At 41.2% G+C, this 26,988-nt stretch carries 27 protein-coding genes and 1 tRNA gene; 24 read left to right on the top strand and 4 right to left on the bottom strand.

What is annotated here, in order from left to right:
* Nucleotides 1–26 precede the first annotated feature (26 nt).
* On the top strand, nt 27–233 hold the full coding sequence (locus ACTH6U_RS12685) for a YbfA family protein (protein WP_441832327.1): 207 nt from the start codon (nt 27–29) through the stop codon (nt 231–233).
* A 217-nt stretch (nt 234–450) separates the two neighbouring features.
* Nucleotides 451–846 carry a hypothetical protein gene (locus ACTH6U_RS12680; RefSeq protein ID WP_441832326.1) on the top strand — a complete coding sequence of 132 codons (396 nt, stop codon included), beginning with the start codon at nt 451–453 and terminating at the stop codon, nt 844–846.
* A gap of 45 nt (nt 847–891) precedes the next feature.
* Here ACTH6U_RS12680 and ACTH6U_RS12675 read toward each other — a convergent pair whose 3' ends face one another.
* Nucleotides 892–1,359, bottom strand: coding sequence for a colicin Z C-terminal domain-related protein (locus ACTH6U_RS12675; protein ID WP_441832325.1), 468 nt, complete (start codon nt 1,357–1,359; stop codon nt 892–894).
* Entirely contained in the window at nt 1,346–1,606 is a 261-nt protein-coding gene (locus ACTH6U_RS12670; RefSeq protein ID WP_441832324.1) for a hypothetical protein, read from the bottom strand. Before ACTH6U_RS12670 ends, ACTH6U_RS12675 begins: the two co-directional genes overlap by 14 nt.
* A 277-nt stretch (nt 1,607–1,883) precedes the next feature.
* On the opposite strand from ACTH6U_RS12670, the gene ACTH6U_RS12665 reads away from it, so the two are divergent.
* A complete protein-coding gene (locus tag ACTH6U_RS12665) occupies nt 1,884–2,627 on the top strand; it encodes a type 2 GTP cyclohydrolase I (RefSeq protein ID WP_294109941.1) in 744 nt (247 codons plus the stop codon).
* A 312-nt stretch (nt 2,628–2,939) separates the two neighbouring features.
* Here ACTH6U_RS12665 and ACTH6U_RS12660 read toward each other — a convergent pair whose 3' ends face one another.
* Entirely contained in the window at nt 2,940–4,076 is a 1,137-nt protein-coding gene (locus tag ACTH6U_RS12660) for a multidrug effflux MFS transporter (protein WP_441832323.1), read from the bottom strand.
* A 99-nt stretch (nt 4,077–4,175) separates the two neighbouring features.
* On the opposite strand from ACTH6U_RS12660, the gene ACTH6U_RS12655 reads away from it, so the two are divergent.
* The gene (locus ACTH6U_RS12655; protein WP_294109947.1) at nt 4,176–4,934 is read left to right on the top strand and encodes an AraC family transcriptional regulator; all 759 of its coding nucleotides are present in this window, start codon (nt 4,176–4,178) and stop codon (nt 4,932–4,934) included.
* A gap of 89 nt (nt 4,935–5,023) precedes the next feature.
* On the opposite strand, the gene ACTH6U_RS12650 is transcribed toward ACTH6U_RS12655, so the two are convergent.
* Nucleotides 5,024–6,310, bottom strand: a complete 1,287-nt coding sequence (locus ACTH6U_RS12650; protein ID WP_294109949.1) for a citrate synthase — start codon at nt 6,308–6,310, stop codon at nt 5,024–5,026.
* A 606-nt stretch (nt 6,311–6,916) separates the two neighbouring features.
* Between ACTH6U_RS12650 and sdhC the strand changes: the two genes are divergently transcribed.
* The 20 genes from sdhC (at nt 6,917) to ACTH6U_RS12550 (ending at nt 26,802) form a co-directional block, all read left to right on the top strand.
* Nucleotides 6,917–7,327, top strand: coding sequence for a succinate dehydrogenase cytochrome b556 subunit (sdhC, locus tag ACTH6U_RS12645; protein ID WP_294109951.1), 411 nt, complete (start codon nt 6,917–6,919; stop codon nt 7,325–7,327).
* Nucleotides 7,321–7,665, top strand: a complete 345-nt coding sequence (sdhD, locus tag ACTH6U_RS12640) for a succinate dehydrogenase membrane anchor subunit (protein WP_294109953.1) — start codon at nt 7,321–7,323, stop codon at nt 7,663–7,665. The genes sdhC and sdhD overlap by 7 nt, the downstream gene beginning before the upstream one ends.
* Nucleotides 7,666–9,432 (top strand): succinate dehydrogenase flavoprotein subunit, encoded by a 1,767-nt coding sequence (gene sdhA, locus ACTH6U_RS12635; RefSeq protein WP_294109954.1) that lies wholly within the window; start codon nt 7,666–7,668, stop codon nt 9,430–9,432. It begins immediately after the preceding gene.
* Between the two features lie 35 nt (nt 9,433–9,467).
* The gene (locus tag ACTH6U_RS12630) at nt 9,468–10,184 is read left to right on the top strand and encodes a succinate dehydrogenase iron-sulfur subunit (protein ID WP_294109956.1); all 717 of its coding nucleotides are present in this window, start codon (nt 9,468–9,470) and stop codon (nt 10,182–10,184) included.
* A gap of 385 nt (nt 10,185–10,569) precedes the next feature.
* Nucleotides 10,570–13,377: a 2-oxoglutarate dehydrogenase E1 component gene (sucA, locus tag ACTH6U_RS12625; RefSeq protein WP_434720140.1), complete on the top strand. Its 2,808-nt coding sequence runs from the start codon at nt 10,570–10,572 to the stop codon at nt 13,375–13,377.
* A gap of 14 nt (nt 13,378–13,391) precedes the next feature.
* A complete protein-coding gene (odhB, locus tag ACTH6U_RS12620; protein WP_441829647.1) occupies nt 13,392–14,606 on the top strand; it encodes a 2-oxoglutarate dehydrogenase complex dihydrolipoyllysine-residue succinyltransferase in 1,215 nt (404 codons plus the stop codon).
* 131 nt (nt 14,607–14,737) lie between these two features.
* The gene (gene sucC / locus ACTH6U_RS12615) at nt 14,738–15,904 is read left to right on the top strand and encodes an ADP-forming succinate--CoA ligase subunit beta (RefSeq protein WP_294109962.1); all 1,167 of its coding nucleotides are present in this window, start codon (nt 14,738–14,740) and stop codon (nt 15,902–15,904) included.
* Nucleotides 15,904–16,776 carry a succinate--CoA ligase subunit alpha gene (gene sucD, locus ACTH6U_RS12610; protein ID WP_294109964.1) on the top strand — a complete coding sequence of 291 codons (873 nt, stop codon included), beginning with the start codon at nt 15,904–15,906 and terminating at the stop codon, nt 16,774–16,776. The genes sucC and sucD overlap by 1 nt, the downstream gene beginning before the upstream one ends.
* 830 nt (nt 16,777–17,606) lie before the next feature.
* Nucleotides 17,607–19,175: a cytochrome ubiquinol oxidase subunit I gene (gene cydA, locus ACTH6U_RS12605; RefSeq protein ID WP_294109967.1), complete on the top strand. Its 1,569-nt coding sequence runs from the start codon at nt 17,607–17,609 to the stop codon at nt 19,173–19,175.
* A gap of 14 nt (nt 19,176–19,189) precedes the next feature.
* Nucleotides 19,190–20,329: a cytochrome d ubiquinol oxidase subunit II gene (gene cydB / locus ACTH6U_RS12600; RefSeq protein ID WP_294109970.1), complete on the top strand. Its 1,140-nt coding sequence runs from the start codon at nt 19,190–19,192 to the stop codon at nt 20,327–20,329.
* Between the two features lie 12 nt (nt 20,330–20,341).
* Nucleotides 20,342–20,464, top strand: coding sequence for a cytochrome bd-I oxidase subunit CydX (gene cydX / locus ACTH6U_RS12595; RefSeq protein ID WP_068441571.1), 123 nt, complete (start codon nt 20,342–20,344; stop codon nt 20,462–20,464).
* 5 nt (nt 20,465–20,469) lie between these two features.
* Complete coding sequence (gene ybgE, locus ACTH6U_RS12590; RefSeq protein WP_294109980.1) at nt 20,470–20,757, top strand: cyd operon protein YbgE; 288 nt, start codon at nt 20,470–20,472, stop codon at nt 20,755–20,757.
* A gap of 262 nt (nt 20,758–21,019) precedes the next feature.
* Nucleotides 21,020–21,415: a tol-pal system-associated acyl-CoA thioesterase gene (gene ybgC, locus ACTH6U_RS12585; RefSeq protein ID WP_434720137.1), complete on the top strand. Its 396-nt coding sequence runs from the start codon at nt 21,020–21,022 to the stop codon at nt 21,413–21,415.
* On the top strand, nt 21,412–22,095 hold the full coding sequence (gene tolQ, locus ACTH6U_RS12580) for a Tol-Pal system protein TolQ (RefSeq protein WP_294109984.1): 684 nt from the start codon (nt 21,412–21,414) through the stop codon (nt 22,093–22,095). The genes ybgC and tolQ overlap by 4 nt, the downstream gene beginning before the upstream one ends.
* Nucleotides 22,096–22,112: 17 nt before the next feature.
* Nucleotides 22,113–22,538 carry a colicin uptake protein TolR gene (tolR, locus tag ACTH6U_RS12575; RefSeq protein WP_294109987.1) on the top strand — a complete coding sequence of 142 codons (426 nt, stop codon included), beginning with the start codon at nt 22,113–22,115 and terminating at the stop codon, nt 22,536–22,538.
* A gap of 56 nt (nt 22,539–22,594) precedes the next feature.
* On the top strand, nt 22,595–23,707 hold the full coding sequence (gene tolA, locus ACTH6U_RS12570; protein WP_294109989.1) for a cell envelope integrity protein TolA: 1,113 nt from the start codon (nt 22,595–22,597) through the stop codon (nt 23,705–23,707).
* 145 nt (nt 23,708–23,852) lie between these two features.
* Entirely contained in the window at nt 23,853–25,145 is a 1,293-nt protein-coding gene (gene tolB, locus ACTH6U_RS12565; RefSeq protein WP_336431006.1) for a Tol-Pal system beta propeller repeat protein TolB, read from the top strand.
* A gap of 42 nt (nt 25,146–25,187) precedes the next feature.
* Nucleotides 25,188–25,685: a peptidoglycan-associated lipoprotein Pal gene (pal, locus tag ACTH6U_RS12560; protein ID WP_047756402.1), complete on the top strand. Its 498-nt coding sequence runs from the start codon at nt 25,188–25,190 to the stop codon at nt 25,683–25,685.
* Between the two features lie 22 nt (nt 25,686–25,707).
* Nucleotides 25,708–26,496 carry a tol-pal system protein YbgF gene (gene ybgF, locus ACTH6U_RS12555; RefSeq protein ID WP_294109999.1) on the top strand — a complete coding sequence of 263 codons (789 nt, stop codon included), beginning with the start codon at nt 25,708–25,710 and terminating at the stop codon, nt 26,494–26,496.
* Between the two features lie 230 nt (nt 26,497–26,726).
* Nucleotides 26,727–26,802, top strand: a tRNA-Lys gene (locus ACTH6U_RS12550).
* Nucleotides 26,803–26,988 lie beyond the last annotated feature (186 nt).

The following is a 26,988-nucleotide window of genomic DNA, read 5'->3' as shown; positions in this document are numbered from 1 at the left end:
AGAGTCGCTACTGAAGGAGGATACCGATGTCTACATATCGTGAATATTCCCGTAATCAGGTTTTAGCACGCCGTACTGCGGCTGTAACAGCTGGCATTCTAGCGTTCCCGGTTATGGTTTTTCACCCAAAACGAGCAAAATATTATAGTTACTTACATAAGGTCTGGGCGAAAACCAGTGATAAACCTGTGTGGCTGGAACGTTCAGAGATGGCGATGGATAATCATCGTTAATTAAGCGTATAGCGAGTAAGTATATAAGTAACTCATTAGATATCCCTGCAATTAAATAATTGTGGGGATTTTTTTATTGGTTATTGTTTTTTAATAAACAATAAATTACTCATGTCAAAATTTCATTTATACTGTTACATTATTTTTTAGTAATTTGATTTTTTAAATTAGTTAGATTTATCTCTAATTAAATAGCTATTTATTATAAGGAATTTATATGCAAATGAAATTACTTAAATTTATAAGTTTTTTTTTCAGTATTTTATTAATTAGTTGCGTTAGCGATGAACGAAAAGATAATCTTGTTTATGTTTTTGAAAATGAATTTTTTATTTTGAAAAAGGAATGTGTATCTAAAATAAACCTAACAAAATCAGAAGTTGAAGAAAAATTGACTATGTGGATAACATTGAAAAAAAATAAATTTTGCTCTGATAGATTTAATTTATTGATTAATTCAAATGTTGGTGGGTATATGCAATTATTTTTTAATGAAAAAATATTATTAGATTCAACATATATAGCGACGGAATTTGATACTAGTAAATCATATGCATTTTCGATTAAGAGCACATTAATAGGATTTGAAATATTAAAAGCTTACAATAAGTAAATATGAAATAAATCAAGGGCAATAATTTAACCCTTGGTGGAATAATTAATTATTAGTTTCAGCGGGGTAATCAATTCTTATCGTTATAGGTATAGAGTGAGATTTTACTCTAATACTTGAGTAACCTGCTGAACTAGCCTCGATGAAGTATGAACCAGGGCCTATTGTATTAATAGTCTTTATGCCATTAGATACAGGGTACCTGATTTGAACATCAAAAGATGACTCCAAATTAGATGAAATATTAAAATTTACGGTATAAGCATGCGTATTTTGTTGATTGGCTTGGCTAGCTATAAGGTTATCCCATTTACTCCATTTCCCTGGTATTGCAATAAGAGCTCTAGATTGAAATGGGCCTGAACTTCCGCAAGGTCCTTGTCTTTCTCTTGCAGCTCGTGCTTTTTTTAATGAAGTTTCAATAAGTCCTTTTTGCATCTTTTCATAGTGTTGGAATCGTTGTACATAAGCTTTATGGGCAGCATGTTTATCACCGCTATTAATGGCTTTCATAAGCTCTTGATAGCTTTTGTTTTTTTAAATATGGACAATTTTTTTCACCGAAGACGATACAAATATTATTTTTTAGTGCTTCTTTGAGATGGGAAGGAATGCTATCAGGGATAAAGTTGGAGTTGATGCTGAAATCATTAAGCTCCCATGCTTTATTTCTAGGATCCCAGTGAGTGTTCGGTTCGAATGGAATTCCATTGTTACAATTAAATGGATCATAATTAATCTTTAAACGGTTATTATGCATAGAGAAACGCCTTTTATTTAGTGATAGTAACGAGTACAGATTAAAATTAGTTTCTCTACGTTATCTTACCTTGTTACTTAGACAATCAATCATTAAATGAAAAAGATTGTCAATTTTAGATGTTTTGAATTGATAAACTAAGAAATGAAATAGTTATTATCACAATAATAAATCACACAAAAAAGTTGTGTTCCTATTTATGCTTAGTACTATCAGTAAATTATATTCAAAATGGTGAGCTCAAGTTATTGAGCCCGTGCACTAAAAGGACAACAAAATGCATAACTTAAGATTAGAAGAAATCATTAATGATGAGTTGAAAGTCAGTGAAATCCAAGACTATGCGCCTAATGGACTACAAGTTGAAGGGCGTCCACATGTGCAAAAAATAATCACCGGTGTAACCGCTTGCCAAGCATTACTCGATGTTGCTGTCGAAAAAAAAGCCGATGCGGTGATTGTTCACCATGGCTATTTTTGGAAAAATGAACCCGCCATTATTAAAGGGATGAAAAGACAGCGCTTAAAAACATTATTAACTAATGATATCAATCTCTATGGTTATCACCTGCCATTAGATGCTCATCATAAATTAGGTAATAATGCCCAATTGGCTCATCTGATGGGAGTGCAAATTAATGGTCAAATTGATCCATTAATGCCATTTGGCTTTTTTGATAGCCCAATAAAGCCTGAAGAGCTAACTAACCGTTTAGAAACTCGACTTGGTCGTAAAGTGTTGCATTGCGGTGATAATGCAAAAGAGGAAATTCGTCAAATCGCATGGTGTACGGGAGGCGGGCAAGGGTTCATTTTGCAAGCGGCAGAATTCGGTGTTGATGCTTTCGTTACTGGAGAAGTTTCTGAGCAAACTATTCACATTGCAAGGGAAATGGGGATCCATTTCTACAGTGCCGGTCATCATGCAACAGAGCGTTATGGCATTAAAGCACTAACTAAGTGGCTCGTTGATCAGCATGGGTTAGACGCCGAGTTTGTCGATATCGACAATCCTGCCTAATTCTCGTCATATTTCACGCTGTGGCGGTGTTGGTTTCATTTGGCCATTTGGGGCACATACTTGTGTATGTTCCCTAATTCTCGTCATATTTCACGCTGTGGCGGTGTTGGTTTTATTCAGCCACTTGGGTCACATACTTGTGTATGTTCCCTAATTCTCGTCATATTTCACGCTGTGGCGGTGTTGGTTTCATTCAGCCACTTGGGTCACATACTTGTATATGTTCCCCAAGCTGTCTTCATTCACCGCCTAGCCACAACATGAACTATTTAGAGAATCAATTTCCTTTATTTTTCAATTCATAGAAGATTTTTAGTAGTTTGTCTGAATTTGGTATTTTCTGGATGTTAAAATCAGAATTAAGCCCGATATTGCTAATACTAAACCTAAATGTTGGCTCCAGCCTGCAATCATTAAACCTAGCGCTAATCCGGTGTAATAAAAAAGTCCAAGTATTGCCCCAGCGGTTCCTTTTGCATGGCTATAACTATTTAATGCGTTTGCCAATATATTCGGGATCGCAATGCCATAGCTAATAACTACGCCTATTACGGGTGCTAAAAACCAAATTGAATCAATTAATGCGAAAACTAGGCATCCGCAAAGTAATGAAATAAGACTCGAAAGCTTAACTAATTGCTCTGAAGTATGTTTTTTAGCCAATAACTGTCGATTTATTAAAGAGCCTAATCCCACTCCGATAGCTAATAAAATGCCAGTTAGTCCGAATTGTTGCTGTGTGAAGCCTAATCGTTCAAAAATAAATGGCGCAAGTTGGTAGTAACTGAATAAATTAATGTTCAGAAATGAGATTAAAATCACATTTCTAATAATTTGTTTATCCCTAATCATCCTTAATAGAAACGCCATAAATGCGATCTTAGTCACACTCTCTGGGCGGGTTTCAGGCAACTTATAACAGGACCATAACAATAAAACAGCTGCTATTGCCGCTAAACCACCAAAAACCGCTTGATAATCACCCAGATTAACCAGCACAGTGCCAGTTAACATGCCTAATGCAGGGCTTATGGCCAGTGCAATTCCCATAATCGAGAATACCTTTGCTAATTCATGACCTTGGTAGCTATCACGCATGATAGTTTGAGTTCCAATGGAGCCTACAGCAGCACCAAATGCAGATAACATACGTAAAATTAACAGTAAATAAAATTGTGAGATAAATAATGTTATGACAGATGCTACGCCATATAGACATAAACCCGCCAGAATTGTTGGGCGACGACCTAGTACGTCACACATTCTTCCCCAAAAAACGACACCTAATGCAAATGCAAAGAAATAGAGTGATAGCGTTTGGGAAGCTTGTCCTGGATTGACTTTAAATGCACTTGCTATGTGCGTCAAAGCTGGACTGTAAATGGTTTCTACTATTTGAGGAAACATCATTAAAGCAACTGCTAGCCATAATGAAAGAGGCGATTTCATCTGTTTTTCCTATATCGATATTCAATTGCAGGCAGTTTAGTGATATTTTTATTGTCTTATTACAAATATAAAGACAATAAATAACAATAAAGAGACATTATGGCTTGGTTAGCACAAACTGATGAATTTCAAACCCATTGGTATCAGGCACCAATATTGGGGATCGCCGCTCAAATGGGGCTGCATGACTCGGGTTTACATACTCATGAAATGGGACAATTATTGTTCACTCAGCAAGGTTGCATGCGTATTTCACTGGATAATAAAATTTCATTACTACCGCCGGGAAGAGTGGCGTGGATACCCCCATTTGTTCGTCATCGTGCGCAAATGAGAGCATCTGTAGGATATCGGTCTGTCTATTTGAGCCCTCAATATGCACAGAAAATTGGGCAGGATGTCGTGATTATGAATGTATCCCCTTTACTTAGAGAATTGCTTGAATGTGTTGCTATCGCGCCATTTGATAGCAATTGGCAGCAGGGGCGTTTGGCGAATTTAGTGCCTGTGTTTATTGATGAACTACAAAATGCAGCGGTAGAACCGACATTGTTAGCAATTCCTCAAGATCGCCGCTTTAAACATTTAGATATAGAAAAACTTCCACCTGCACTAAATCAATTAGCACTCACTGTTGGGGCTAGTGAGAAAACGATTAGTCGAATTTTTTTGAAAGAAACAGGTATGAATTATCAGGTATGGCGACAGCAATGGCGTTTTATTAAAGGAATTGAATTACTTGCGCAAGGAAGGCCTTATCACTTTATTACTCAAGAGCTTGGCCTCTCTAGTGATAGCGCGTTTATCAGTTTTTTTCGTAAGATGAGTGGTGTAACCCCAAGAGAATACCAACAGTAGTCAATAATAAAAAGATGAAAGTTGAATAGTAAAAGGTCTTGAAAAATCAAGACCTTAATTGATGTAGGGCGTTCGGATTTAATTAAATATTATTTTTTTGATAATTCAGTGTTGAATTCACGTTTAGCATAACCAGTATAGAGCTGGCGAGGACGGGCAATTTTCAGACCGTCATCATGCATTTCGTTCCAATGTGCAATCCAGCCAATTGTTCGTGCAATAGCAAAAATAACGGTGAACATAGATGATGGAATACCCATTGCTTTCAGTATGATACCTGAATAGAAATCGACGTTTGGATACAGTTTTTTCTCAATGAAATACGGGTCGTTTAGTGCGATACGTTCTAATTCCATCGCAACTTCTAATAAGCCATCATTGAGATTCAGCTCTTTCAGAACTTCGTGGCAAGTTTCACGCATTACAGTTGCGCGAGGGTCATGGTTTTTATAAACGCGGTGACCAAAGCCCATCAAGCGGAAAGAGTCATTTTTGTCTTTAGCGCGTTCGATAAAAGCAGGAATGTGCTCAACTGTTTGAATTTCTTCCAACATGCGTAAGCAAGCTTCGTTAGCTCCACCATGCGCAGGTCCCCAAAGAGATGCAATGCCCGCGGCAATACAAGCAAATGGATTTGCACCTGATGAGCCAGCAGTACGTACGGTTGAGGTAGAGGCATTTTGTTCGTGATCAGCATGTAGAATCAGAATTCTATCCATTGCACGTTCAAGAACTGGGTTAACCTTATAATCTTCACAAGGTGTAGAGAACATCATGTGCAAGAAATTACCCGCGTAAGAGAGATCATTACGTGGATAAACAAAAGGTTGGCCAATTGAGTATTTATAACACATCGCTGCAACTGTTGGCATTTTTGACAACAAACGATAAGCAGTAATTTCGCGGTGACGTGGGTTATTAACATCAAGGGCATCGTGATAGAACGCAGCTAATGCACCGGTTACGCCACATAAAACGGCCATCGGATGGGAGTCACGACGGAAGCCATTAAGCATACGTGTAATTTGCTCATGGATCATGGTGTGGCGAGTTACGGTGTGTTTGAAGGTTTCGTATTCTTTTTGCGTCGGCGCTTCGCCGTACAACAGGATGTAACAAACTTCAAGGTAAGAGGCTTGGGTGGCTAATTGATCAATGGGATAACCACGATGCAGCAGGATGCCTTTGTCGCCATCAATGAAGGTAATTTTCGATTCACATGAGGCAGTTGAAGTAAAACCAGGGTCGTAAGTAAAGTACCCTTTTGAACCTAAAGTACGGACATCAATAACGTCTTGGCCTAGAGTCGGGCTTAGTACGTCTAGCTCAATTTCACCTGTACCTACAGTCGTTAGCTTAGCTTTGTTATCAGCCATTTATGGTCTCCTTAGCGCTTGATAATCGACACCCAACAACCTAGAACCCAGCTTTATACTGTGTCTTTGCGCATTGTTCTACCAGTGTTGTGAGGAAATCAGTTAGCTATCACATAAAACCCTGAAATCTGACGACCGACGACAATGTAATTAGGTTGTTCATGAGTGCTTAGATGTTATGTTATTTTTTGTTGTTTTCCCTACAATATCATTATTTGTGGTAAGGGGAACAACTTTCATAACTTTTGTTGTTTATGAATTTTGCCTTTTACGATGAAAATTCATTCACACCATTAAGGTAATTCTGCCAGACCTATATGTAAGGTAAATGTTGAATCATTGTCAAATAAGATAAGCACTTTTATACAAAATGTTTAAATCGTGATCCTTCTCACTGTTCGAGCTAAATGTCCCCAAACATTTTGTGTGGGAATTGTAATAGCTATGTGAAGACTTTATACTGGCGGCAGGTCTCCGGATTACCCTGTATTAGGAGTTCCCAGCGTGATCAGTATGCAACTTTGTTTAAACATGATGGATTACAGTTTGTGTTAAGTTGCATTTAGTACCCCTGTCACTGTCTGATTTCCACCCCAGGTCCGGAGGATGGAAAATAATAAAAGCTGTGTGGGCAAAATTGTGAAAAAACAAAGACCTGTCAACTTAGATTTGCAGACGATTCATTTCCCGATCACTGCAATTTCTTCGATCTTGCACCGTGTCTCTGGCGTCATTACTCTCATCGCAGTTGGTATTCTGCTTTGGTTGCTAGGGATATCTATCTCCTCTCCAGAAGGTTTTCAATACGCGTCTGAAATAATGACTGGCTTTTTTGCTAAGTTTATTCTTTGGGGCATTCTAACAGCATTGGCATATCACCTATGTGGTGGTATTCGTCATATGTTAATGGATTTTGGTTGCGTTGATGAAACCCTTGCTGCAGGAAACTCATCTGCAAAAATTACATTTGTTATTACTGTAATTCTGGCAATTCTGGCGGGGATATTAGTATGGTAAGTAATGCATCTGCTTTAGGCCGTACTGGCATCCAGGACTGGCTATTCATTCGCGGTTCTGCAATTGTTATCGTACTTTACGTACTCTACATTGTTGGCTTCGTTGCTATTAATGATATTACCTATGAAGTATGGCGTGGCTTCTTCGCTTCTTCTGTGACAAAAGTATTCACTATCCTCACGTTGTTTTCAATTTTGGTACATGCCTGGATTGGTATGTGGCAAGTATTGACCGACTATATTAAGCCAATCGCGTTGCGCTTAGTGCTACAACTGGTAATCGTTGTTGCTTTATTGGCTTACTTAATTTACGGAACAATTGTTGTGTGGGGTGCATAGATGAATCTGCCAATCAGAGAGTTTGACGCTATTGTCATTGGTGCTGGCGGTGCAGGTATGCGCGCAGCACTTCAGATTTCACAGCAAGGCCTAACTTGTGCTTTGTTGTCTAAAGTTTTTCCAACACGTTCTCATACAGTATCAGCACAAGGCGGTATTACTGTTGCACTTGGTAATACGCACCCTGATAACTGGGAATGGCATATGTATGACACCGTTAAAGGTTCTGATTATATCGGTGACCAAGACGCTATCGAGTACATGTGTAAAACTGGGCCGGAAGCTATCCTTGAATTAGAGCATATGGGATTGCCTTTCTCGCGCCTTGATGATGGCACTATTTATCAGCGTCCATTTGGTGGTCAATCCAAAAATTTTGGTGGCGAGCAAGCAGCACGTACCGCAGCAGCTGCTGACCGTACTGGTCACGCTCTGTTACATACTCTGTATCAGCAAAACTTGAAAAATCACACGACCATTTTTTCCGAGTGGTACGCCCTTGATTTAGTTAAAAATCAAGATGGTGATATTGTCGGTTGTACCGCAATCTGCATGGAAACCGGTGAGGTAGTTTACTTCAAAGCTAAAGCGACAATTTTAGCGACTGGCGGAGCAGGACGTATTTATCAGTCAACGACGAATGCACACATCAATACTGGTGATGGTGTTGGTATGGCAACTCGTGCTGGTGTGCCTTTGCAAGATATGGAAATGTGGCAGTTTCACCCGACAGGTATTGCCGGCGCTGGCGTTCTGGTGACAGAAGGTTGTCGTGGTGAAGGTGGTTATCTACTGAATAAAGATGGCGAGCGTTTTATGGAACGCTATGCACCAAACGCGAAAGATCTCGCAGGTCGTGATGTAGTTGCTCGTTCAATCATGATTGAAATCCGTGAAGGCCGTGGTTGTGATGGTCCTTGGGGTCCACACGCTAAACTGAAACTGGATCACTTAGGTAAAGATGTGCTGGAATCCCGTTTGCCGGGTATTCTTGAACTGTCTCGCACCTTTGCGCACGTTGATCCAATTAAAGAGCCAATTCCTGTTATTCCAACCTGTCACTATATGATGGGTGGGATTCCAACGAAAGTTACAGGGCAAGCGATTCGCTATAACGAAAAAGGCGAAGATGAAGTTATCCCTGGCTTGTTTGCAGTGGGTGAAATTGCTTGTGTATCCGTACATGGTGCAAACCGTTTAGGTGGTAACTCATTGCTTGACCTTGTGGTATTCGGTCGTGCAGCTGGCGTGCACTTGAAAGAATCAATCATGGAACAAGGTTCGATGCGTGATGCTTCTGAATCTGATATCGATGCGGCAATGACCCGCTTCAATCGTTGGGAAAATGCACGTACCGGTGAAGATCCTGTTGAGATTCGTAAAGCACTACAAACTTGCATGCAGCATAACTTCTCGGTATTCCGTGAAGGTGATGCAATGGCAAAAGGTTTAGAAGAGCTGAAAGTGATTCGTGAGCGTCTGCAAAATGCACGTCTTGATGATACGTCGACTGAATTTAATACTCAGCGTATCGAATGTTTAGAACTGGATAACCTGATGGAAACGGCTTATGCAACAGCACAAGCTGCAAATTTCCGTACAGAAAGTCGTGGTGCTCATAGCCGTTTTGACTATCCAGAGCGTGATGATGCGAATTGGTTATGTCACTCATTGTATTTACCGCAATCTGAAACGATGACGCGTCGTGAAGTTAACATGCAGCCTAAGTTGCGTGAACCCTTCCCACCGAAAATTCGTACCTACTAATGTGTGGTGTTAATCCAGTTGCGGAGAAATAAATTATGAAACAACAATTTTCGATTTATCGCTATAACCCGGATGTGGATAGCGCACCACGTATGCAAGATTACACCCTTGAATTACCGGAAGGGCGTGACATGATGCTATTGGATGCGTTGATTCAGCTGAAAGAACAAGATCCTACACTGTCTTTTCGCCGTTCTTGTCGTGAAGGGGTGTGTGGTTCTGATGGTCTGAACATGAACGGTAAAAATGGACTGGCTTGCATCACGCCAGTATCTGCTTTAACGCGTAATGGGAAGAAAATTGTGATCCGTCCATTACCCGGTCTGCCTGTTGTGCGTGACTTGATTATCGACATGACTCAATTTTACACTCAATACGAAAAAATTCGGCCTTATCTTCTTAATGATAATAAGAATCCACCGGCGCGTGAAAATATACAATCACCTGCACAACGTGAAAAGCTCGATGGTTTATATGAGTGTATTTTGTGTGCGTGTTGTTCAACTTCTTGCCCATCTTTTTGGTGGAATCCGGATAAGTTTATTGGTCCCGCAGGTCTACTTGCAGCGTATCGATTCCTGATTGATAGTCGCGATACTGAAACGGATTCAAGATTAGATGATCTGAACGACGCTTTTAGTGTTTTCCGCTGTCATAGCATTATGAATTGTGTCAATGTATGCCCTAAAGGACTAAATCCAACGAAAGCTATCGGCCATATTAAATCTATGTTACTAAAACATAGTGCATAAAAGCTGATTTTGACCAGCGGTACCTAGGTACTGCTGGTTAATTAAGTGATAGCACAAAATAAACACATAAAGTAAAGATAAAGCGTAAAATAAAAATGCTAATCTTGTAAAATAGTCCATAAAGTCACCGAAAGCGTAAAGTAAAAAAGTGAAAGTAAAAAGCCAACTGCAAAAGATGAAGACACGAGCGTAAGCAAGGAACCTTTAAAAACCGCAGCCAGTTTTTAAAGGTTCCTTAAAAGGGAAACCCTCAATTGATAATGGGACTCCCAAAGTGAGAACATGCAAAAAGCATGTCCAAGAGAACCTTTATCGAGGTCGCTTAAATGCGGCGATTAGTTAACCACGGCGAAAACTAAAGCTTCTAATAGCTTAAGGGATCACAATGCAGAACGGCGTAATGAAGGACTGGCTGGATTCAAGCTTTCTGGCAGGCGCGAACCAGTCTTATATAGAACAGCTCTATGAAGATTATCTGACTGACCCTAATTCCGTAGATGAGCAATGGAAAGATATTTTCCAACAACTGGCTGGTGCAAGCACCAACAGTGAGCAATTTCACTCGCAAGCACGCGATTATTTCCGTCGCTTAGCAAAAGATTCTACGCGTTATCACACCTCTATTAGCGATCCTACGATCGATGCAAAACAAGTTAAAGTTTTGCAACTAATTAACGCATTCCGCTTTCGTGGACATCAAAACGCAAATCTTGATCCGTTAGGTCTTTGGAATCGAGAATCTGTTCCAGATTTAGATCCCGCCTTCCACAACTTAACAAAAGAAGATTTTGACGAAACGTTCAACGTGGGTTCGTTTGCTATCGGCAAAGAAACCATGAAGCTCAGTGACTTATATAAAGAGCTGAAACGCATTTACTGCGGTTCAATCGGCGCTGAATATATGCACATCACCAACACTGAAGAAAAGCGCTGGATACAGCAACGTCTTGAGTCTGTGAATGTTGCAGAGCAATTCTCTAAAGAAGAGAAACGTCGTTTCTTAGCTGAACTGACTGCTGCCGAAGGCCTTGAGCGTTACTTAGGTGCTAAATTCCCAGGGGCAAAACGTTTTTCACTGGAAGGTGGTGATTCATTGATCCCTATGTTGAAGGATCTGATCCACCACGCCGGCAAGCAAGATACACGTGAAGTTGTTTTAGGTATGGCTCACCGTGGCCGCCTCAACGTTCTGATTAATATCTTAGGTAAAAAACCAGCTGAACTTTTTGATGAGTTTGCGGGCAAGCACAAAGATCACTCAACTGCAGGTGATGTGAAATACCATCAAGGTTTTTCATCTGACTTTGAAACCGCGGGTTCGCGCGTTCACTTAGCGTTGGCGTTTAACCCATCGCATCTTGAAATTGTTAGCCCAGTTGTTATTGGTTCTGTACGCGCACGCCGTGACCGTCTTGATGAAGGTCGCAGCAATATGGTTCTGCCTATTACCATTCATGGTGACTCGGCAGTGACAGGTCAGGGCGTAGTTCAAGAAACTTTGAACATGTCTCAAGCTCGCGGTTATGAGGTTGGCGGTACAATGCGTATCGTAATTAATAACCAAATTGGTTTTACGACTTCAAATCCAAAAGATACGCGTTCAACTGAATACTGTACGGATATCGTGAAAATGGTGCAGGCACCAATTTTCCACGTTAATGCAGATGATCCTGAAGCGGTTGCTTTTGTGACCCGCTTAGCGCTTGATTTCCGTAATACATTTAAACGTGACGTGATGATCGACCTAGTCTGTTATCGCCGTCATGGCCATAATGAAGCTGATGAGCCAAATGCAACTCAGCCAATTATGTATCAAAAAATTAAGCAGCATCCGACACCACGTAAAATCTATGCAGATCGCTTAATTGAAAGCGGTGTGGTTTCTGCAAATGAAGTGACTGAGATGGTTAATCTCTATCGTGATGCGCTCGACAGAGGTGACTGTGTCGTTGAAGAGTACCGTGAAATGGGACTCAATGCATACACGTGGGAACCTTACTTAAATCATGATTGGGATGCTTCATATAAATCAACTTATGATCCTAAACGACTCACTGAACTTGCGACGAAATTAAGCACAATTCCTGATGGTATTGTTGCTCAATCACGTGTTGAGAAAATCTACGCAGATCGTTTAGAAATGGCGAAAGGTGAAAAACTTCTCGATTGGGGTGCAGCTGAAGTTTTAGCCTATGCCACACTTGTCGATGAAGGCGTTGCTGTTCGTTTATCAGGTGAAGATGCCGGACGTGGTACATTCTTCCATCGTCATGCGGTTGTTCATAACCAAACGAATGGCTCCGTCTACGTACCTTTGCAAAATGTTCATAATGGTCAAGGTGTATTTAATGTTTGGGACTCAGTCCTGACCGAAAATGCGGTACTTGCATTTGAATATGGTTACGCAACAACTGAACCGCGCACACTAACGATTTGGGAAGCGCAATTTGGTGACTTTGCTAACTGTGCTCAAGTAGTTATCGACCAATTTATTAGCTCAGGCGAGCAAAAATGGGGTCGTATGTGTGGTCTGGTCATGTTACTGCCTCATGGTTATGAAGGTCAGGGCCCAGAGCATTCATCTGCACGTTTAGAACGTTACCTACAACTGTGTGCAGATCAGAACATGCAAGTGTGTGTACCATCAACACCGGCACAGGTTTATCACATGTTACGTCGCCAAGCGCTACGTGGTATGCGCCGTCCTCTGATTGTTATGTCACCTAAATCACTGCTTCGTCACCCATTAGCGGTATCAAGCATGGAAGAACTGGCCAATGGCAAGTTTGAAACGGTTATCGGTGAAATAGATGAAATCAATCCGAAAAATGTGAAACGTGTCGTTCTGTGTTCAGGAAAAGTCTATTACGATCTATTAGAGCAACGTCGTAAGAATGAGCAAACCGATGTTGCGATTGTTCGTATTGAACAGCTATATCCGTTCCCACACGAAGATATCCAAAATGCATTGGCGCCATTTACTAATGCGAAAGACTTCATTTGGTGTCAAGAAGAGCCATTAAACCAAGGTGCTTGGTACTGTAGTCAACATAATTTCCGTGAAGCAATCCCTGCCGGAGCGACTTTACGCTATGCAGGCCGTGCTGCTTCTTCTTCTCCAGCAGTTGGTTATACGTCCGTTCACCAGGAACAACAAAAAGCCCTGGTAAATGACGCTTTGAACATTGAATAAATAAAGGATACAAAATGAGTAGCGTAGAAATTCTTGTTCCCGATCTTCCTGAATCCGTTGCAGATGCGTCGGTTGCCACATGGCATAAAAAGGCAGGTGATAGAGTCGAGCGTGACGAAGTGCTGGTAGAGATCGAAACAGACAAAGTGGTTTTAGAAGTTCCTGCGAGTGAAGCGGGTATCTTAGAAGCTATCGTTGAAGAAGAAGGCGCAACTGTTTTATCTAAACAGTTATTAGGCCGTATTCGTTTAGGTGATAGCACTGGTATTCCTGCTGAAGTTAAAGAAGCTCAGGTATCGACACCTGCACAACGTCAAACTGGTAGCTTAGAAACTGAAAGCAATGATGCGCTGAGCCCAGCTATTCGTCGCCTAATTGCTGAGCACAGCTTGAATGCAGCAGATATTAAAGGAACGGGTGTTGGTGGTCGTTTAACGCGTGAAGATGTTGAGAAACATTTAGCAACTAACAAACCTGCGGCAGCAGCAGTTGCTCAAGCACCGGCAGCTCCACAAGCTCCATTAGCACATCGTAGTGAAAAACGTGTTCCAATGACTCGTCTGCGTAAACGTATTGCAGAGCGTTTACTGGAAGCGAAAAATACTACGGCGATGTTGACCACGTTCAACGAAATCAACATGCAGCCAATCAAAGACTTACGTACCCAGTACGGTGAAGCATTTGAAAAACGTCATGGCGTACGTTTAGGCTTTATGTCTTTTTATATTAAAGCGGCGGTTGAAGCACTGAAACGTTACCCAGAAGTGAATGCTTCTATTGACGGTTCTGATGTGATTTATCATAACTACTTTGATATTAGTATTGCAGTTTCAACGCCACGAGGCTTGGTAACACCAGTTTTACGTGATGTTGATGGCATGAGCATGGCTGATATTGAAAAAAATATTAAAGAACTGGCTATCAAAGGTCGCGACGGTAAGTTAACAGTTGAAGACTTAACGGGTGGTAATTTCACTATCACTAATGGCGGCGTATTCGGTTCTCTGATGTCCACCCCTATCATTAACCCACCACAGAGCGCAATTTTAGGCATGCATGCCATTAAAGACCGCCCTATGGCTGTAAATGGTAAGGTAGAAATTCTTCCTATGATGTATTTAGCGCTGTCTTATGACCACCGTTTAGTTGATGGTCGTGAATCAGTGGGCTTCTTAGTCGCTATCAAAGATATGCTGGAAGATCCAACTCGTTTACTGCTAGACGTATAGCAACATAACAGGGCAGGGTACAACCTGCCCGGTCTGAAGTAACCGATGTAACCAGTTCGCTGGTTGCTAAATCAGTAACAATTGCAGAGGCGAATAAACGCCTCTTCAGACTTAATTATGGATAGAACATCATGAATTTACACGAGTATCAGGCAAAACAGCTGTTTGCACGTTATGGTATGCCAGCGCCGACAGGCTATGCTTGTTCAACGGTCGCTGAAACCCTTGAAGCTGCTAAAAAAATTGGTAATGGTCCTTGGGTCATTAAATGCCAAGTTCATGCAGGTGGACGTGGTAAAGCAGGTGGCGTTAAAGTTACAAATGATATCAACGATATCAGTGCATTTGCTGAAAAGTGGTTAGGTCAAAACTTAGTAACCTATCAAACAGATGCAAACGGTCAGCCGGTTAACCAAATTTTGGTAGAAACGGCGACTGATATTGCAAAAGAACTCTATTTAGGTGCCGTTGTTGACCGTAGCACTCGTCGTGTCGTATTCATGGCGTCAACTGAAGGTGGCGTTGAAATTGAGAAAGTTGCTGAAGAAACGCCTGAGTTAATTCATAAAGCAAGTATTGATCCACTGACAGGTCCTATGCCTTACCAAGGCCGTGAGCTTGCATTCAAATTAGGCTTAACTGGTAAACAAGTTAGCCAGTTTGCTAAAATTTTCATGGGTCTAGCAACGTTATTCCTTGAGCGCGATCTTGCATTAGCTGAAATTAACCCACTGGTTATTAATACCGAGGGTGACCTGATTTGCTTAGATGGTAAATTAGGAATTGATAGCAACGCATTATATCGTCAGCCAGAAATGCGTGAAATGCATGATGCATCCCAAGAAGATGCGCGTGAAGCGCAAGCCGCTCAGTGGGAACTGAATTATGTTGCTCTCGATGGCAACATTGGTTGTATGGTTAATGGTGCGGGTCTTGCAATGGGAACGATGGATATCGTTAAATTGCACGGCGGTTCCCCAGCTAACTTCCTTGATGTCGGTGGCGGGGCAACTAAAGAGCGCGTAACTGAAGCGTTTAAAATCATCCTTTCAGATGAAAATGTTAAAGCGGTTTTTGTTAACATTTTTGGTGGTATTGTTCGTTGCGACCTGATTGCCGACGGTATCATTGGTGCAGTTGAAGAAGTTGGCGTCAATGTGCCAGTTGTTGTGCGTTTAGAAGGTAATAATGCTGAACTCGGAACGAAAAAACTGGCAGAAAGTGGCTTGAATATTATTGCTGCTAACAGCCTGACTGATGCAGCTAAAAAAGCAGTAGCAGCAGCGGAGGCTAAATAATGTCTATTTTAATCGATAAAAACACCAAAGTAATTTGCCAAGGTTTTACGGGTGGTCAAGGTACATTCCACTCAGAACAAGCTATTGCTTACGGTACAAAAATGGTTGGCGGTGTCACACCAGGTAAAGGCGGTACAACGCATTTAGGCCTTCCTGTATTTAATACCGTGCGTGAAGCTGTAGAAGCAACTGGCGCGACTGCATCAGTTATCTATGTGCCAGCACCATTTTGTAAAGATTCTATCTTAGAAGCTATCGATGCAGGCATTAAGCTAATTATTACTATTACTGAAGGTATCCCAACTCTGGATATGCTGACAGTTAAAGTAAAATTAGACCAAGCAGGCGTTCGCATGATCGGTCCAAACTGCCCAGGGGTTATCACACCGGGTCAGTGTAAGATTGGTATTATGCCGGGGCACATTCATCTGCCAGGTAAAGTTGGAATTGTTTCTCGCTCAGGAACGTTGACCTATGAAGCGGTTAAACAAACCACAGATGCAGGATTAGGCCAATCTACATGTGTCGGTATTGGTGGCGACCCTATTCCGGGTTCTAACTTTATCGATATCTTGAAATTATTCCAAGAAGATCCACAAACTGAAGCGATTGTTATGATCGGTGAAATTGGTGGTAACGCAGAAGAAGAAGCGGCTGCATATATTAAAGAGCACGTGACTAAACCTGTGGTTGGTTATATTGCAGGTGTTACGGCGCCGAAAGGTAAGCGTATGGGCCACGCGGGCGCAATTATCGCTGGTGGTAAAGGTACTGCCGATGAGAAATTTGCTGCTTTAGAAGCCGCTGGCGTGAAAACTGTTCGTAGCCTTGCAGATATCGGCGATGCAGTAAAATCATTGCTAAACAAGTAAGCTAAGCGCGAGTTATTTATTCGCGTTTAGAGTAAGAGACAGAAGCCCGCATCTATTTTGGATGCGGGTTTTTTTATAGCTGGCGTTTATACTATAGGCTTAATCAATGTATAAAATGAAATAAGATTCCGCTGTCACCATGGTATAAAGTGCGTTAGCGATGTTTAGATATAGTGAGTATGATTTTTGGTTGTGGGAAAGGAAAGCACAATTAATGGAGAAATACGTAATTTGCGGTACATCAATTTTATGGATTTAAAGTGATTTTAATTAACGATAAATAGACAATTAGTTGAGATAAGTTCTTTTTTTAATAAAATTCGTAATAACTGCAAAATAAGATACTATAATAAATTAAATATTCTTTTTTTGAATGTTTAAAAGAAAGATAATATTTTTTTGTTAATCTTTTAAAGAAAAATGCATATTTGCTTCATTGTCAATAACAGCAAATTAACATCTAAATAACGATTAATTGTTTGTGGCTTCAATCAATTAACAAAAAGCAAAAAATTGACGTAAATCAATTCATTGCTACTGGCTTTATTTGTTTAAATTGCTTAAATTGGTGCTCGATCAAATATGTCTTTATCTATTAAATAGTATAATTCTTGATGTAAAGTCAGAATTCAAATCTGAATCACGTAAAAGAAGTTTATTGTATGTAAAGATAAGCGTACTATTATTATAGTGTAGTTAGTTCTTTTCCTTTTGTTAATTATTTGTTGTTTTGAGGCATTTTTTGCTGGTAGTTAAGAGGTCCTTCGGTTTTAAACTGAAGGCCGGGTTGCCGCAAGTCGGTGTCTTCCTGCTAGGAGCAAGGAGTCAAGATGTTTGATATTGTCGAACTGTCAAGATTACAGTTTGCCATGACTGCGATGTACCATTTCCTATTTGTACCATTGACGCTTGGTATGGCGTTTTTGCTTGCGATTATGGAAACGGTATATGTACTATCTGGTAAGCAAATTTATAAAGATATGACTAAGTTCTGGGGTAAGTTATTTGGTATTAACTTTGCCCTAGGTGTTGCAACTGGTTTGACTATGGAGTTCCAATTCGGTACTAACTGGTCTTACTATTCGCACTATGTCGGAGATATCTTCGGTGCACCTCTTGCAATCGAAGGTTTGATGGCGTTCTTCTTAGAATCTACCTTTGTTGGTTTATTCTTCTTTGGTTGGGATCGTTTAAGCAAAAATCAGCACCTCGCGGTGACTTGGTTGGTTGCTTTAGGCTCTAACTTCTCTGCATTGTGGATTTTGGTCGCGAATGGTTGGATGCAAAACCCTATCGCTTCTGACTTTAACTTTGAAACCATGCGCATGGAAATGCTTAGCTTCTCGGAGCTAGTGCTGAACCCTGTCGCACAAGTTAAATTTGTTCACACTGTTGCTGCGGGTTATTGTACTGGTGCCATGTTCATTCTTGGTATTAGTTCATACTACTTGCTAAAAGGACGTGATGTTGCTTTTGCTAAACGTTCTTTTGCAATTGCTGCAAGTTTTGGTATTGCTGCGGTTCTGTCTGTTATCGTGCTTGGTGATGAGTCAGGTTACGAAATGGGTGACGTGCAAAAAACTAAACTCGCTGCAGTTGAAGCAGAATGGGAAACTCACCCACCTCCGGCTTCATTTAATCTGATTGCATGGCCTGATACTGAAAAGCAAGAGAATAAATTCGCTATTTCTATTCCTTGGGCAATGGGTATCATCGCAACACGTTCACTGGATACACCTGTTTTAGGTCTGAAAGACTTAATGAAACAGCATGAAGTTCGTATTCGTAACGGTATGATTGCTTATGGTCAGTTGCAACAGCTTTTAGCTGGTGACAAAGATCCTGCTCTACGTACAGCATTTGAAGCAAGCAAAATCGACCTCGGTTATGGTCTTCTGCTGAAACAATATGCACCAAACGTTGTTGATGCAACAGAAGCACAAATCCAACAAGCAGTGAAAGACAGTATCCCGAACGTAGGTCCATTATTCTGGGCATTCCGTATCATGGTTGGTGTTGGCTTCTTACTACTCTTAATTATTGGATTGTCTTTCTTAGCTGTTGTACGCAACCGTATTGGTCAAAACAAATGGTTACTGCGTGCGACTCTATATGGTATTCCATTACCATGGATTGCAATTGAATCAGGCTGGTTTGTTGCGGAGTATGGTCGTCAGCCGTGGGCAATTGGTGAGGTGTTACCTGTTTCGGTTGCACACTCTAACTTGACTACTCATGACCTGATCTTCTCTTTAGTCCTGATTTGTGGTCTGTATACGCTGTTCTTAATTGCTGAAATGTTCTTGATGTTCAAATTTGCTCGCAAAGGCCCTAGTAGCCTGAAAACGGGTCGTTACCATTTTGAACAGAAAAACAGTTCAACACACGACGTTCAGTAAATAGGAGTCCACTTATGTTTGATTATGAAGTTCTTCGATTTGTGTGGTGGATCCTTATCGGCGTTCTGCTGATTGGTTTTGCTGTCACGGATGGCTTTGACATGGGCGTTGGCTTCTTATTACCTATCTTAGGTAAAACGGATACTGAACGCCGTATCATGATTAATGCCGTTGCACCGCACTGGGATGGTAACCAAGTTTGGTTGATCACCGCGGGTGGTGCAATGTTTGCTGCATGGCCACAAGTCTACGCTGCTGCATTTTCTGGATTCTATGTTGCTATGATTTTGGTTTTAGCTGCATTATTCTTCCGTCCGATCGGTTTTGACTACCGTTCAAAACTGGAGAATCCAAAATGGCGTAGCATGTGGGACTGGGGTCTGTTTATCGGTGGTTTTGTTCCACCGCTAGTTATCGGTGTTGCGTTTGGTAACCTATTATTAGGTGTTCCACTGCAAATTGATAATCAACAGTATCTGACTTATACCGGTAATCTGTTTGGTCTGCTGAACCCTTATGGTTTGTTAGCGGGTGTTGTAAGTTTGATGATGATTGTTACCCAAGGTGCAACTTATCTACAAATGCGTACAGCAGGTGAGTTACATCTGCGTGTTCGTAAGACAACTTACCTAACTGCTTTAATAACACTGTTAGCGTTTGCTGGTGCGGGTGTATGGTTAGTTATGGGTATTGATGGTTATGCGATAACTTCAACTATTGATACTTATGGCGTATCTAACCCACTGAACAAAACTGTAGAAGTGGTTTCTGGTGGATGGCTGGTTAACTTCAATAACTATCCAGCGCTGTGGGCTCTGCCTGCTTTAGGCGTAGCACTACCATTATTTACAATGCTGTTCACGAAAGCAGATAAGAATGGATTAGCATTTGTTAGCTCATCTCTGACTATCGCATGTATTATTTTGACATGTGGCGTTGCGATGTTCCCATTCATCATGCCATCAAGCATTATGCCTAATGCAAGCTTGACCATGTGGGATGCAACATCTAGCTTGTTTACTCTACAGGTTATGACCGTTGTTGCTATCATTTTTGTTCCGCTAGTATTGGCTTACACTGCGTGGTGTTACTACAAAATGTTTGGCCGTTTGGACAAAAACTTCATCGAAAGCAACAAGCATTCACTGTATTAAGGAGCATAACATATGTGGTATTTCGCCTGGATTCTCGGCACTCTGTTAGCTTGTAGTTTTGCAGTGATTGCAGCATTAGCGCTAGAGCATTCTGAAGACTCTAAAGCTGCTAAAACAGCTAAAGATGGTGAGTAAATAATATGCTGGTGGATAAAACCTATCAGCTAATGGATAAGGGGCTAATAAGGGCCCTTATCCTTATTTTAGCGCTAGTGACTGCCGGTGCTGTGATGTGGGATCCAACCCTATTTGCAGCCAGTACCAGTTCATTTTTAATTTGGCAAGGGTTGCTGTTAATTTGGGCAACTTGTAGTTCGATGATTTTTGGTGTGGGTTTTAAACCTAAAAAAGTCATCTGGCGAGCAGTTTTTCATCCTCTTCCTGCTGCTATCATCCTTATCTGGGGACTGATTAGAGTCTTTAGTTAATCTATATTCGCTATAATTTGAGTTGTATGGTGATTACATTTACGTATTAAGTTATCAGGTTAATTTAAGTTAAGTGTGATATTTGGCTGTATTCGTTTGTCGATTACCTATAATTTTAATTATTTTGCGTATATTTACTCATTATGGGTCATCGTACCCATAATTATTTTTGATATCTTTACTTTCAAAGTGATTCCAATGCGGCACCGTCTTGCGTATAGTGGCACCGTTAATTGATTTAACCTAAGACGGAGTGGTTGCTATGTTATTTCGCTGGCCTGTTCGCGTGTATTATGAAGATACAGATGCGGGCGGTGTAGTTTATCATGCTCGTTATTTAGCTTTTTTTGAGCGGGCAAGAACTGAAATGTTGCGAAATAAAGGGATCAATCAGCAAAGCATGCTTACTGAGAACCTTGGCTTTGTCGTGCGTAGTATGACTATCGACTTTGTTAAAGGTGCTCGATTAGATGATCTGTTAGAAGTTGAAACACAAATTGTTGAAATGAAACGTGCCTCATTAATCTTTAATCAAAGGTTAGTTGATTCACAAGGTAATCTACTTTGTGGGGCAACCGCCTTAATTGCTTGTGTGGACATATCAAAAATGAAGCCTAAAGCGCTTCCTAAGTCTATTGTCGCGGAGTTTAAACAGTGACTGACATGAATATCCTGGATTTATTCCTAAAAGCTAGCCTATTGGTTCAGCTTATAATGTTCGTTTTGATGGGTTTTTCTATTGCATCTTGGGCCATCATTATTCAAAGAACAAAAATTTTAAATGCGGCAACGCGTGAAGCCGAAGCGTTCGAGGATAAGTTCTGGTCAGGTATTGAGTTATCTCGCCTGTATAAAGAGAGCCAAGCTCGCCGTGATGCCTTAAGCGGAACAGAGCAAATATTTTACTCTGGATTTAAAGAATTTGTTCGTTTACATCAAGCGAATATTCATGCTCCTGATGCTGTCCTTACCGGCGCCTCTCGAGCTATGCGCATTTCAATGAACCGTGAGCTTGAATCGGCGGAAGCTAATATTCCTTTCTTAGGTACCGTAGGGTCGATTAGCCCTTATATTGGTCTATTTGGTACTGTATGGGGAATCATGCACGCCTTTATTGCACTTGGTGCGGTAAAGCAAGCAACACTGCAAATGGTTGCACCGGGTATCGCTGAAGCACTTATTGCAACTGCTATTGGTTTGTTTGCTGCTATTCCTGCGGTTATGGCTTTTAACCGTTTAAACTTGCGCGTAAACAAATTAGAGCAAAGCTATGACAACTTCACGGAAGAGTTTCTGGCAATATTGCACCGTCAGGCATTCTCAGCTGATAAGAAATAAGACGGGGAGAAAAGCGAATGGCGCGCAATAGTAGACGCAAACGTGAGCTGAAATCCGAAATCAACATTGTTCCATTACTGGATGTTTTGTTGGTGTTGCTGTTGATTTTTATGGCGACAGCACCAATTATTTCTCAGAGCGTGGAGGTTGACCTACCGGATGCTACTGATACGCAAACTGTATCATCGAGTGATAATCCTCCGATTATCTTAGAGGTAGCCGGCGTGGATCAATATAATATGTTGATTGATGGAGATCGCTTAGAGCTACTTCCACCTGAACAGATTGCAGCTGAGGCTAAAGCACAGCTAGAGAAAAATCCGAAAGCGGTTTTCCTTATTGGCGGCGCTAAAGAAGTTCCTTATGATGAAGTCATTAAGGCGCTTAATATTTTGCATCGTGCAGGAATTAAATCTGTCGGCTTGATGACTCAGGCTATCTAGACTGAATTGTTTAGTTTGAATTCGAATTAGTCACGATTCTTTTTTTGGAAGCCAGCGTGGGAAAGACAAAAGAGAAAAAAGATAACTTAAATCGTTCATTGATCGTGTCGATAGTTCTGCACGTCCTTTTGATTGGTCTAATTGTTATAGGCTCTTTAGTTTCTGTCGTCAAACTTGGCGGTGGGGGAGAAGAAGGCACGGTTATAGATGCCGTGATGGTCGACCCCGGTGCGATTGTTGAGCAATATAATCAAACTCAGCAACAGCAAAATAGTGCCAAGCAGGCAGCTAAAGAGCGTAAAGAGAAAGAACAGAAACAAGATGCTGAGCTGAGGGAAAAGCAAGAGCAGGAACAAAAACGTCTGCAAAAGCTTGAAGAGGAGCGCATTAAAACAGAGCGCGAAACAGATAAGCAGTTAAAAGAAGCAGAAGAACAGCAAAAACAAGCAAAAGAAGCAGCGAAAAAAGCCAAGGAAGAGCAAAAAGTTGCTGAAGAAGCTGCTGCACAAGCAAAAGCTGAAAAAGAAAAATTAGTTAAAGAACAAACTGAAGCTAAGGCTAAGGCCGAAGCCCAAGCTAAGAAAGAAGCTGAAGCCACTAAGGCTAAAGCCGATGCAGAAGCGAAAGCAAAAACTGAAGCCGATGCTAAAGCTAAAGCTGAAAAAGAGGCTAAAGCTAAAGCGGACAAAGAAGCTAAAGACGCTAAAGCTAAAGCAGACAAAGAAGCTAAAGATGCTAAAGCTAAGGCCGCTAAGGCTAAAGCAGAAGCTGCGAAAAGTGCATCATCCGTTGATGACTTACTGGGTGACTTAACCGCATCAGGCCCAAGTAAACAAGGTGGAGAAGCCGCAGCAGGAAGTGGCGGTGGTAAAAAATCAGGCGCTTCCAACTCAGATGTGGATAGCTATGCAGGAAAAGTGAAAGCGGCGATCCAAAGCAAGTTCTATGATTCTGAAAGTTATCGTGGACGAACTTGTGATCTCCAATTGAAGCTTGCGCCGGATGGATTATTGGTTAGTATTACACCAAAAAATAGTCCAACTAATGACGCGGCACTATGTGATGCGGCAATTAGAGCAGCTAAACTTGCTACAATGCCGAAACCACCTAGTCGAGAGGTCTATGATACATTTAATAAAGCAGGTAGCACTGTAGTGTTTAAGCCTTAGTTTTCAATGAGTAAGTGTTTTTGTCATTGAAAAACTCATCGCAAAAGCATAAATAGTTTCTGTGCTATCTAGTTTTGTTATTATACCTTTGTTAAAATTCAGCGAATTATTGCGATGATGAATATTGCAGTAAGGGAGATTACGGATGAAGCAGGCTTTTAAAGTAGTTTTAGGGTTCCTAATGTTATGGGCTACTATTGCTCAGGCAGAAATACGTATTGAAATCACTGAGGGTGTTAATACCGCTCAGCCGATTGGTGTCGTGCCTTTTAAATGGGCAGGTGCTGGTGCACCACCACAAGAGGTTGGCATGATTGTTGGTGCTGATTTACGTAATAGTGGGAAGTTTAACCCAATTGAGCCAAGTCGTATGCCTCAACAACCTGGCACGGCTTCTGAAGTTATTCCTGATGCTTGGACTGCGTTAGGGATTAACGCGGTTGTTGTTGGTCAGGTACAGCCTGCTGCTGATGGTAGTTATGTTGTCAGTTATCAGTTAGTGGACGTTGCGGCTAACCCTGGCGCTGTACTTGCTCAAAATCAGTTTAAAGTAACCAAAGAATGGTTACGCTATGCAGCACATACTGCAAGTGATGAAGTATTTGAGAAATTGACTGGCATCCGTGGTGCTTTCCGTACCCGTATCGCTTATGTTGTGGTGAATAAAGGCGGTCAATATCCTTATGAATTACGAGTTTCTGATTATGACGGTTTTAACCAATTTACGGTTCACCGTTCACCAGAACCTTTAATGTCGCCAGCATGGTCACCTGATGGTGAAAAACTGGCTTATGTAACGTTTGAAAGCGGTAGTTCAGCTTTAGTTATTCAGACTCTATCAAGTGGCGCTATTCGCCAGGTTGCATCATTCCCGCGTCATAACGGTGCTCCTGCGTTTTCACCTGATGGGACTAAATTAGCTTTTGCTCTGTCAAAAACAGGCAGCCTGAATTTATATATTATGGAACTAGCAAGTGGGCAAATTCGTCAGGTAACCGATGGTCGCAGTAATAATACTGAGCCAACTTGGATGCCAGATAGCCAAACTTTAGTCTATACTTCAGATCAGGCGGGACGCCCGCAAATTTATAAAATGAATATTAATGGTGGTAGCCCTGAACGTGTTTCCTGGGAAGGAACGCAAAATCAGGATGCTGATGTAAGCCCGGATGGAACTTTCTTAGTGATGGTCAGCTCTGGGGGCGGTCAACAGCATATCGCCAAACAGGATCTGGCAACGAATAACGTTGAGTTTTTAACGAAAACGTTCCTAGATGAAACGCCGAGTATCGCACCTAACGGCACTATGGTAATTTATAGCTCCTCTCAAGGCTTGGGGACTATATTGCAGCTAGTTTCGACCGACGGGCGTTTCAAAGCGCGTCTTCCGGCTACCGATGGACAGGTAAAATTTCCTGCCTGGTCGCCGTATCTGTGATGCATAATAATAATGTGTGGCAAAATATTAAGGATCTAAACGATGCAACTGAATAAAGTGCTTAAAGGGCTGATGATCGCGTTACCAATCATGGCAGTCGCAGCTTGTAGCTCTAACAAAAACAATGACCAAGATGGTGTTGATACTTCTACAAATCAAACTAACACTGGTCTGTCTGCGGAAGAGCTGGCACGTCAGCAAATGGAACAGCTGCAACAGAACAACACTGTTTACTTTGGCTTTGACAAATACAACGTATCTCCAGAATACGCTGATATGTTAGATGCACACGCAGCATTCCTGCGCAGCAACCCATCAGTACGTGTTGTAGTTGAAGGTCATGCGGATGAGCGTGGTACTCCAGAATACAACATCGCGTTGGGCGAACGTCGTGCTAATGCAGTTAAAATGTACCTGCAAAGCAAAGGTGTTTCTGGTGACCAAGTTTCACTGGTTTCTTACGGTAAAGAAAAACCAGCTGTGTTAGGTCATACTGAAGCAGACTACGCGAAAAACCGTCGTGCAGTCATTGCATACTAATAGATAAGCGAAATTATCTATTATGAACAGTAACTTCAGACAACTCCTAGTTGGTCTGTCGTTATTGGTTGGCGTAGCGGTCCCTTGGACCGCTATTGCCCAAGCGCCAATCAACAATGTCGGATCGGGTTCGCCCGGAGACCGTCTCTCCCAGCTTGAGACTGCTGTTAGCTCTCAAGGTCAAATTCTGTATCAAATCCAGCAACAACTCGCTGATAACCAACGTGACATTGATATGCTACGTGGTCAGATTCAAGAAAGTGAATACAAATTGAATCAAGTTGTCGAGCGTCAAAAAGATTTGTACATGCAATTAGACAATGCTGGTGGCGGTAATTCAACTAACTCAACAGATGCAGCAGATACAAGTGCATCTAATGCACAATCACCTTCAGATGCCACACCAGCAGCGGGTTCCAATGCTGGTGGTAATGAAAAAGATGATTATAATGCGGCCGTTCAACTTGCGATGAACAGTAAATCAAAAGCTCAAATTGACGAAGCGATTGGTTCACTACAAGGGTTTATTAAAACCTATCCTAAATCGGGATATCTATCTAACGCTAATTATTGGTTGGGGCAGTTAAACTACAATAAAGGTAGCAAAGACGATGCAGCATTCTACTTTGCGACTGTAGTGAAGCAATATCCAAAATCCCAAAAGAGCAGTGAAGCTTTATATAAAGTTGGGCTGATCATGCAAGATAAGGGACAAAAAGATAAAGCAAAAGCTGTTTATCAACAGGTGTTAAAACAGTACCCGAATAGTTCTGGTTCAAAACTTGCTGAAAAAAAGTTGAGTACACTTTAATTCATAGCCCCGAAGACATATTCCCAAATATTTCGGGGTTATCCGTATGATAAGTGTGCATTCAGTCTTTTTTTTCAAAAAAATCATTGCACCATCGTCAGAAATCAGTATTATTAGCCGCCGTTGATACGAGAATAAGTTTACTCAGATGTTTGTGATAATCTTAGGTTTTTAACCGTATAAACGAGAATTAATTAGTAAGATTTTAATTAACTAGAAAACTTTAAGATGGGCCGTTAGCTCAGTCGGTAGAGCAGTTGACTTTTAATCAATTGGTCGCAGGTTCGAATCCCGCACGGCCCACCATCTTAAAGTTTTTTAGATTGTAAAAGTAGTAGAAAGTTTTAAGATGGGCCGTTAGCTCAGTCGGTAGATTAGTCGAGTTTTTGCAAGCTGGTTGCAGGTTCGAAATGAGCGAAGCGAATCATTCGAAGTAATAGAAAGTTTTAAGATGGGCCGTTAGCTCAGTCGGTAGAGCAGTTGACTTTTAAT

Source organism: Providencia sp., assembly GCF_052096715.1.
Taxonomy (GTDB): domain Bacteria; phylum Pseudomonadota; class Gammaproteobacteria; order Enterobacterales; family Enterobacteriaceae; genus Providencia.
This window is presented reverse-complemented; position numbering and strand designations above follow the sequence as displayed.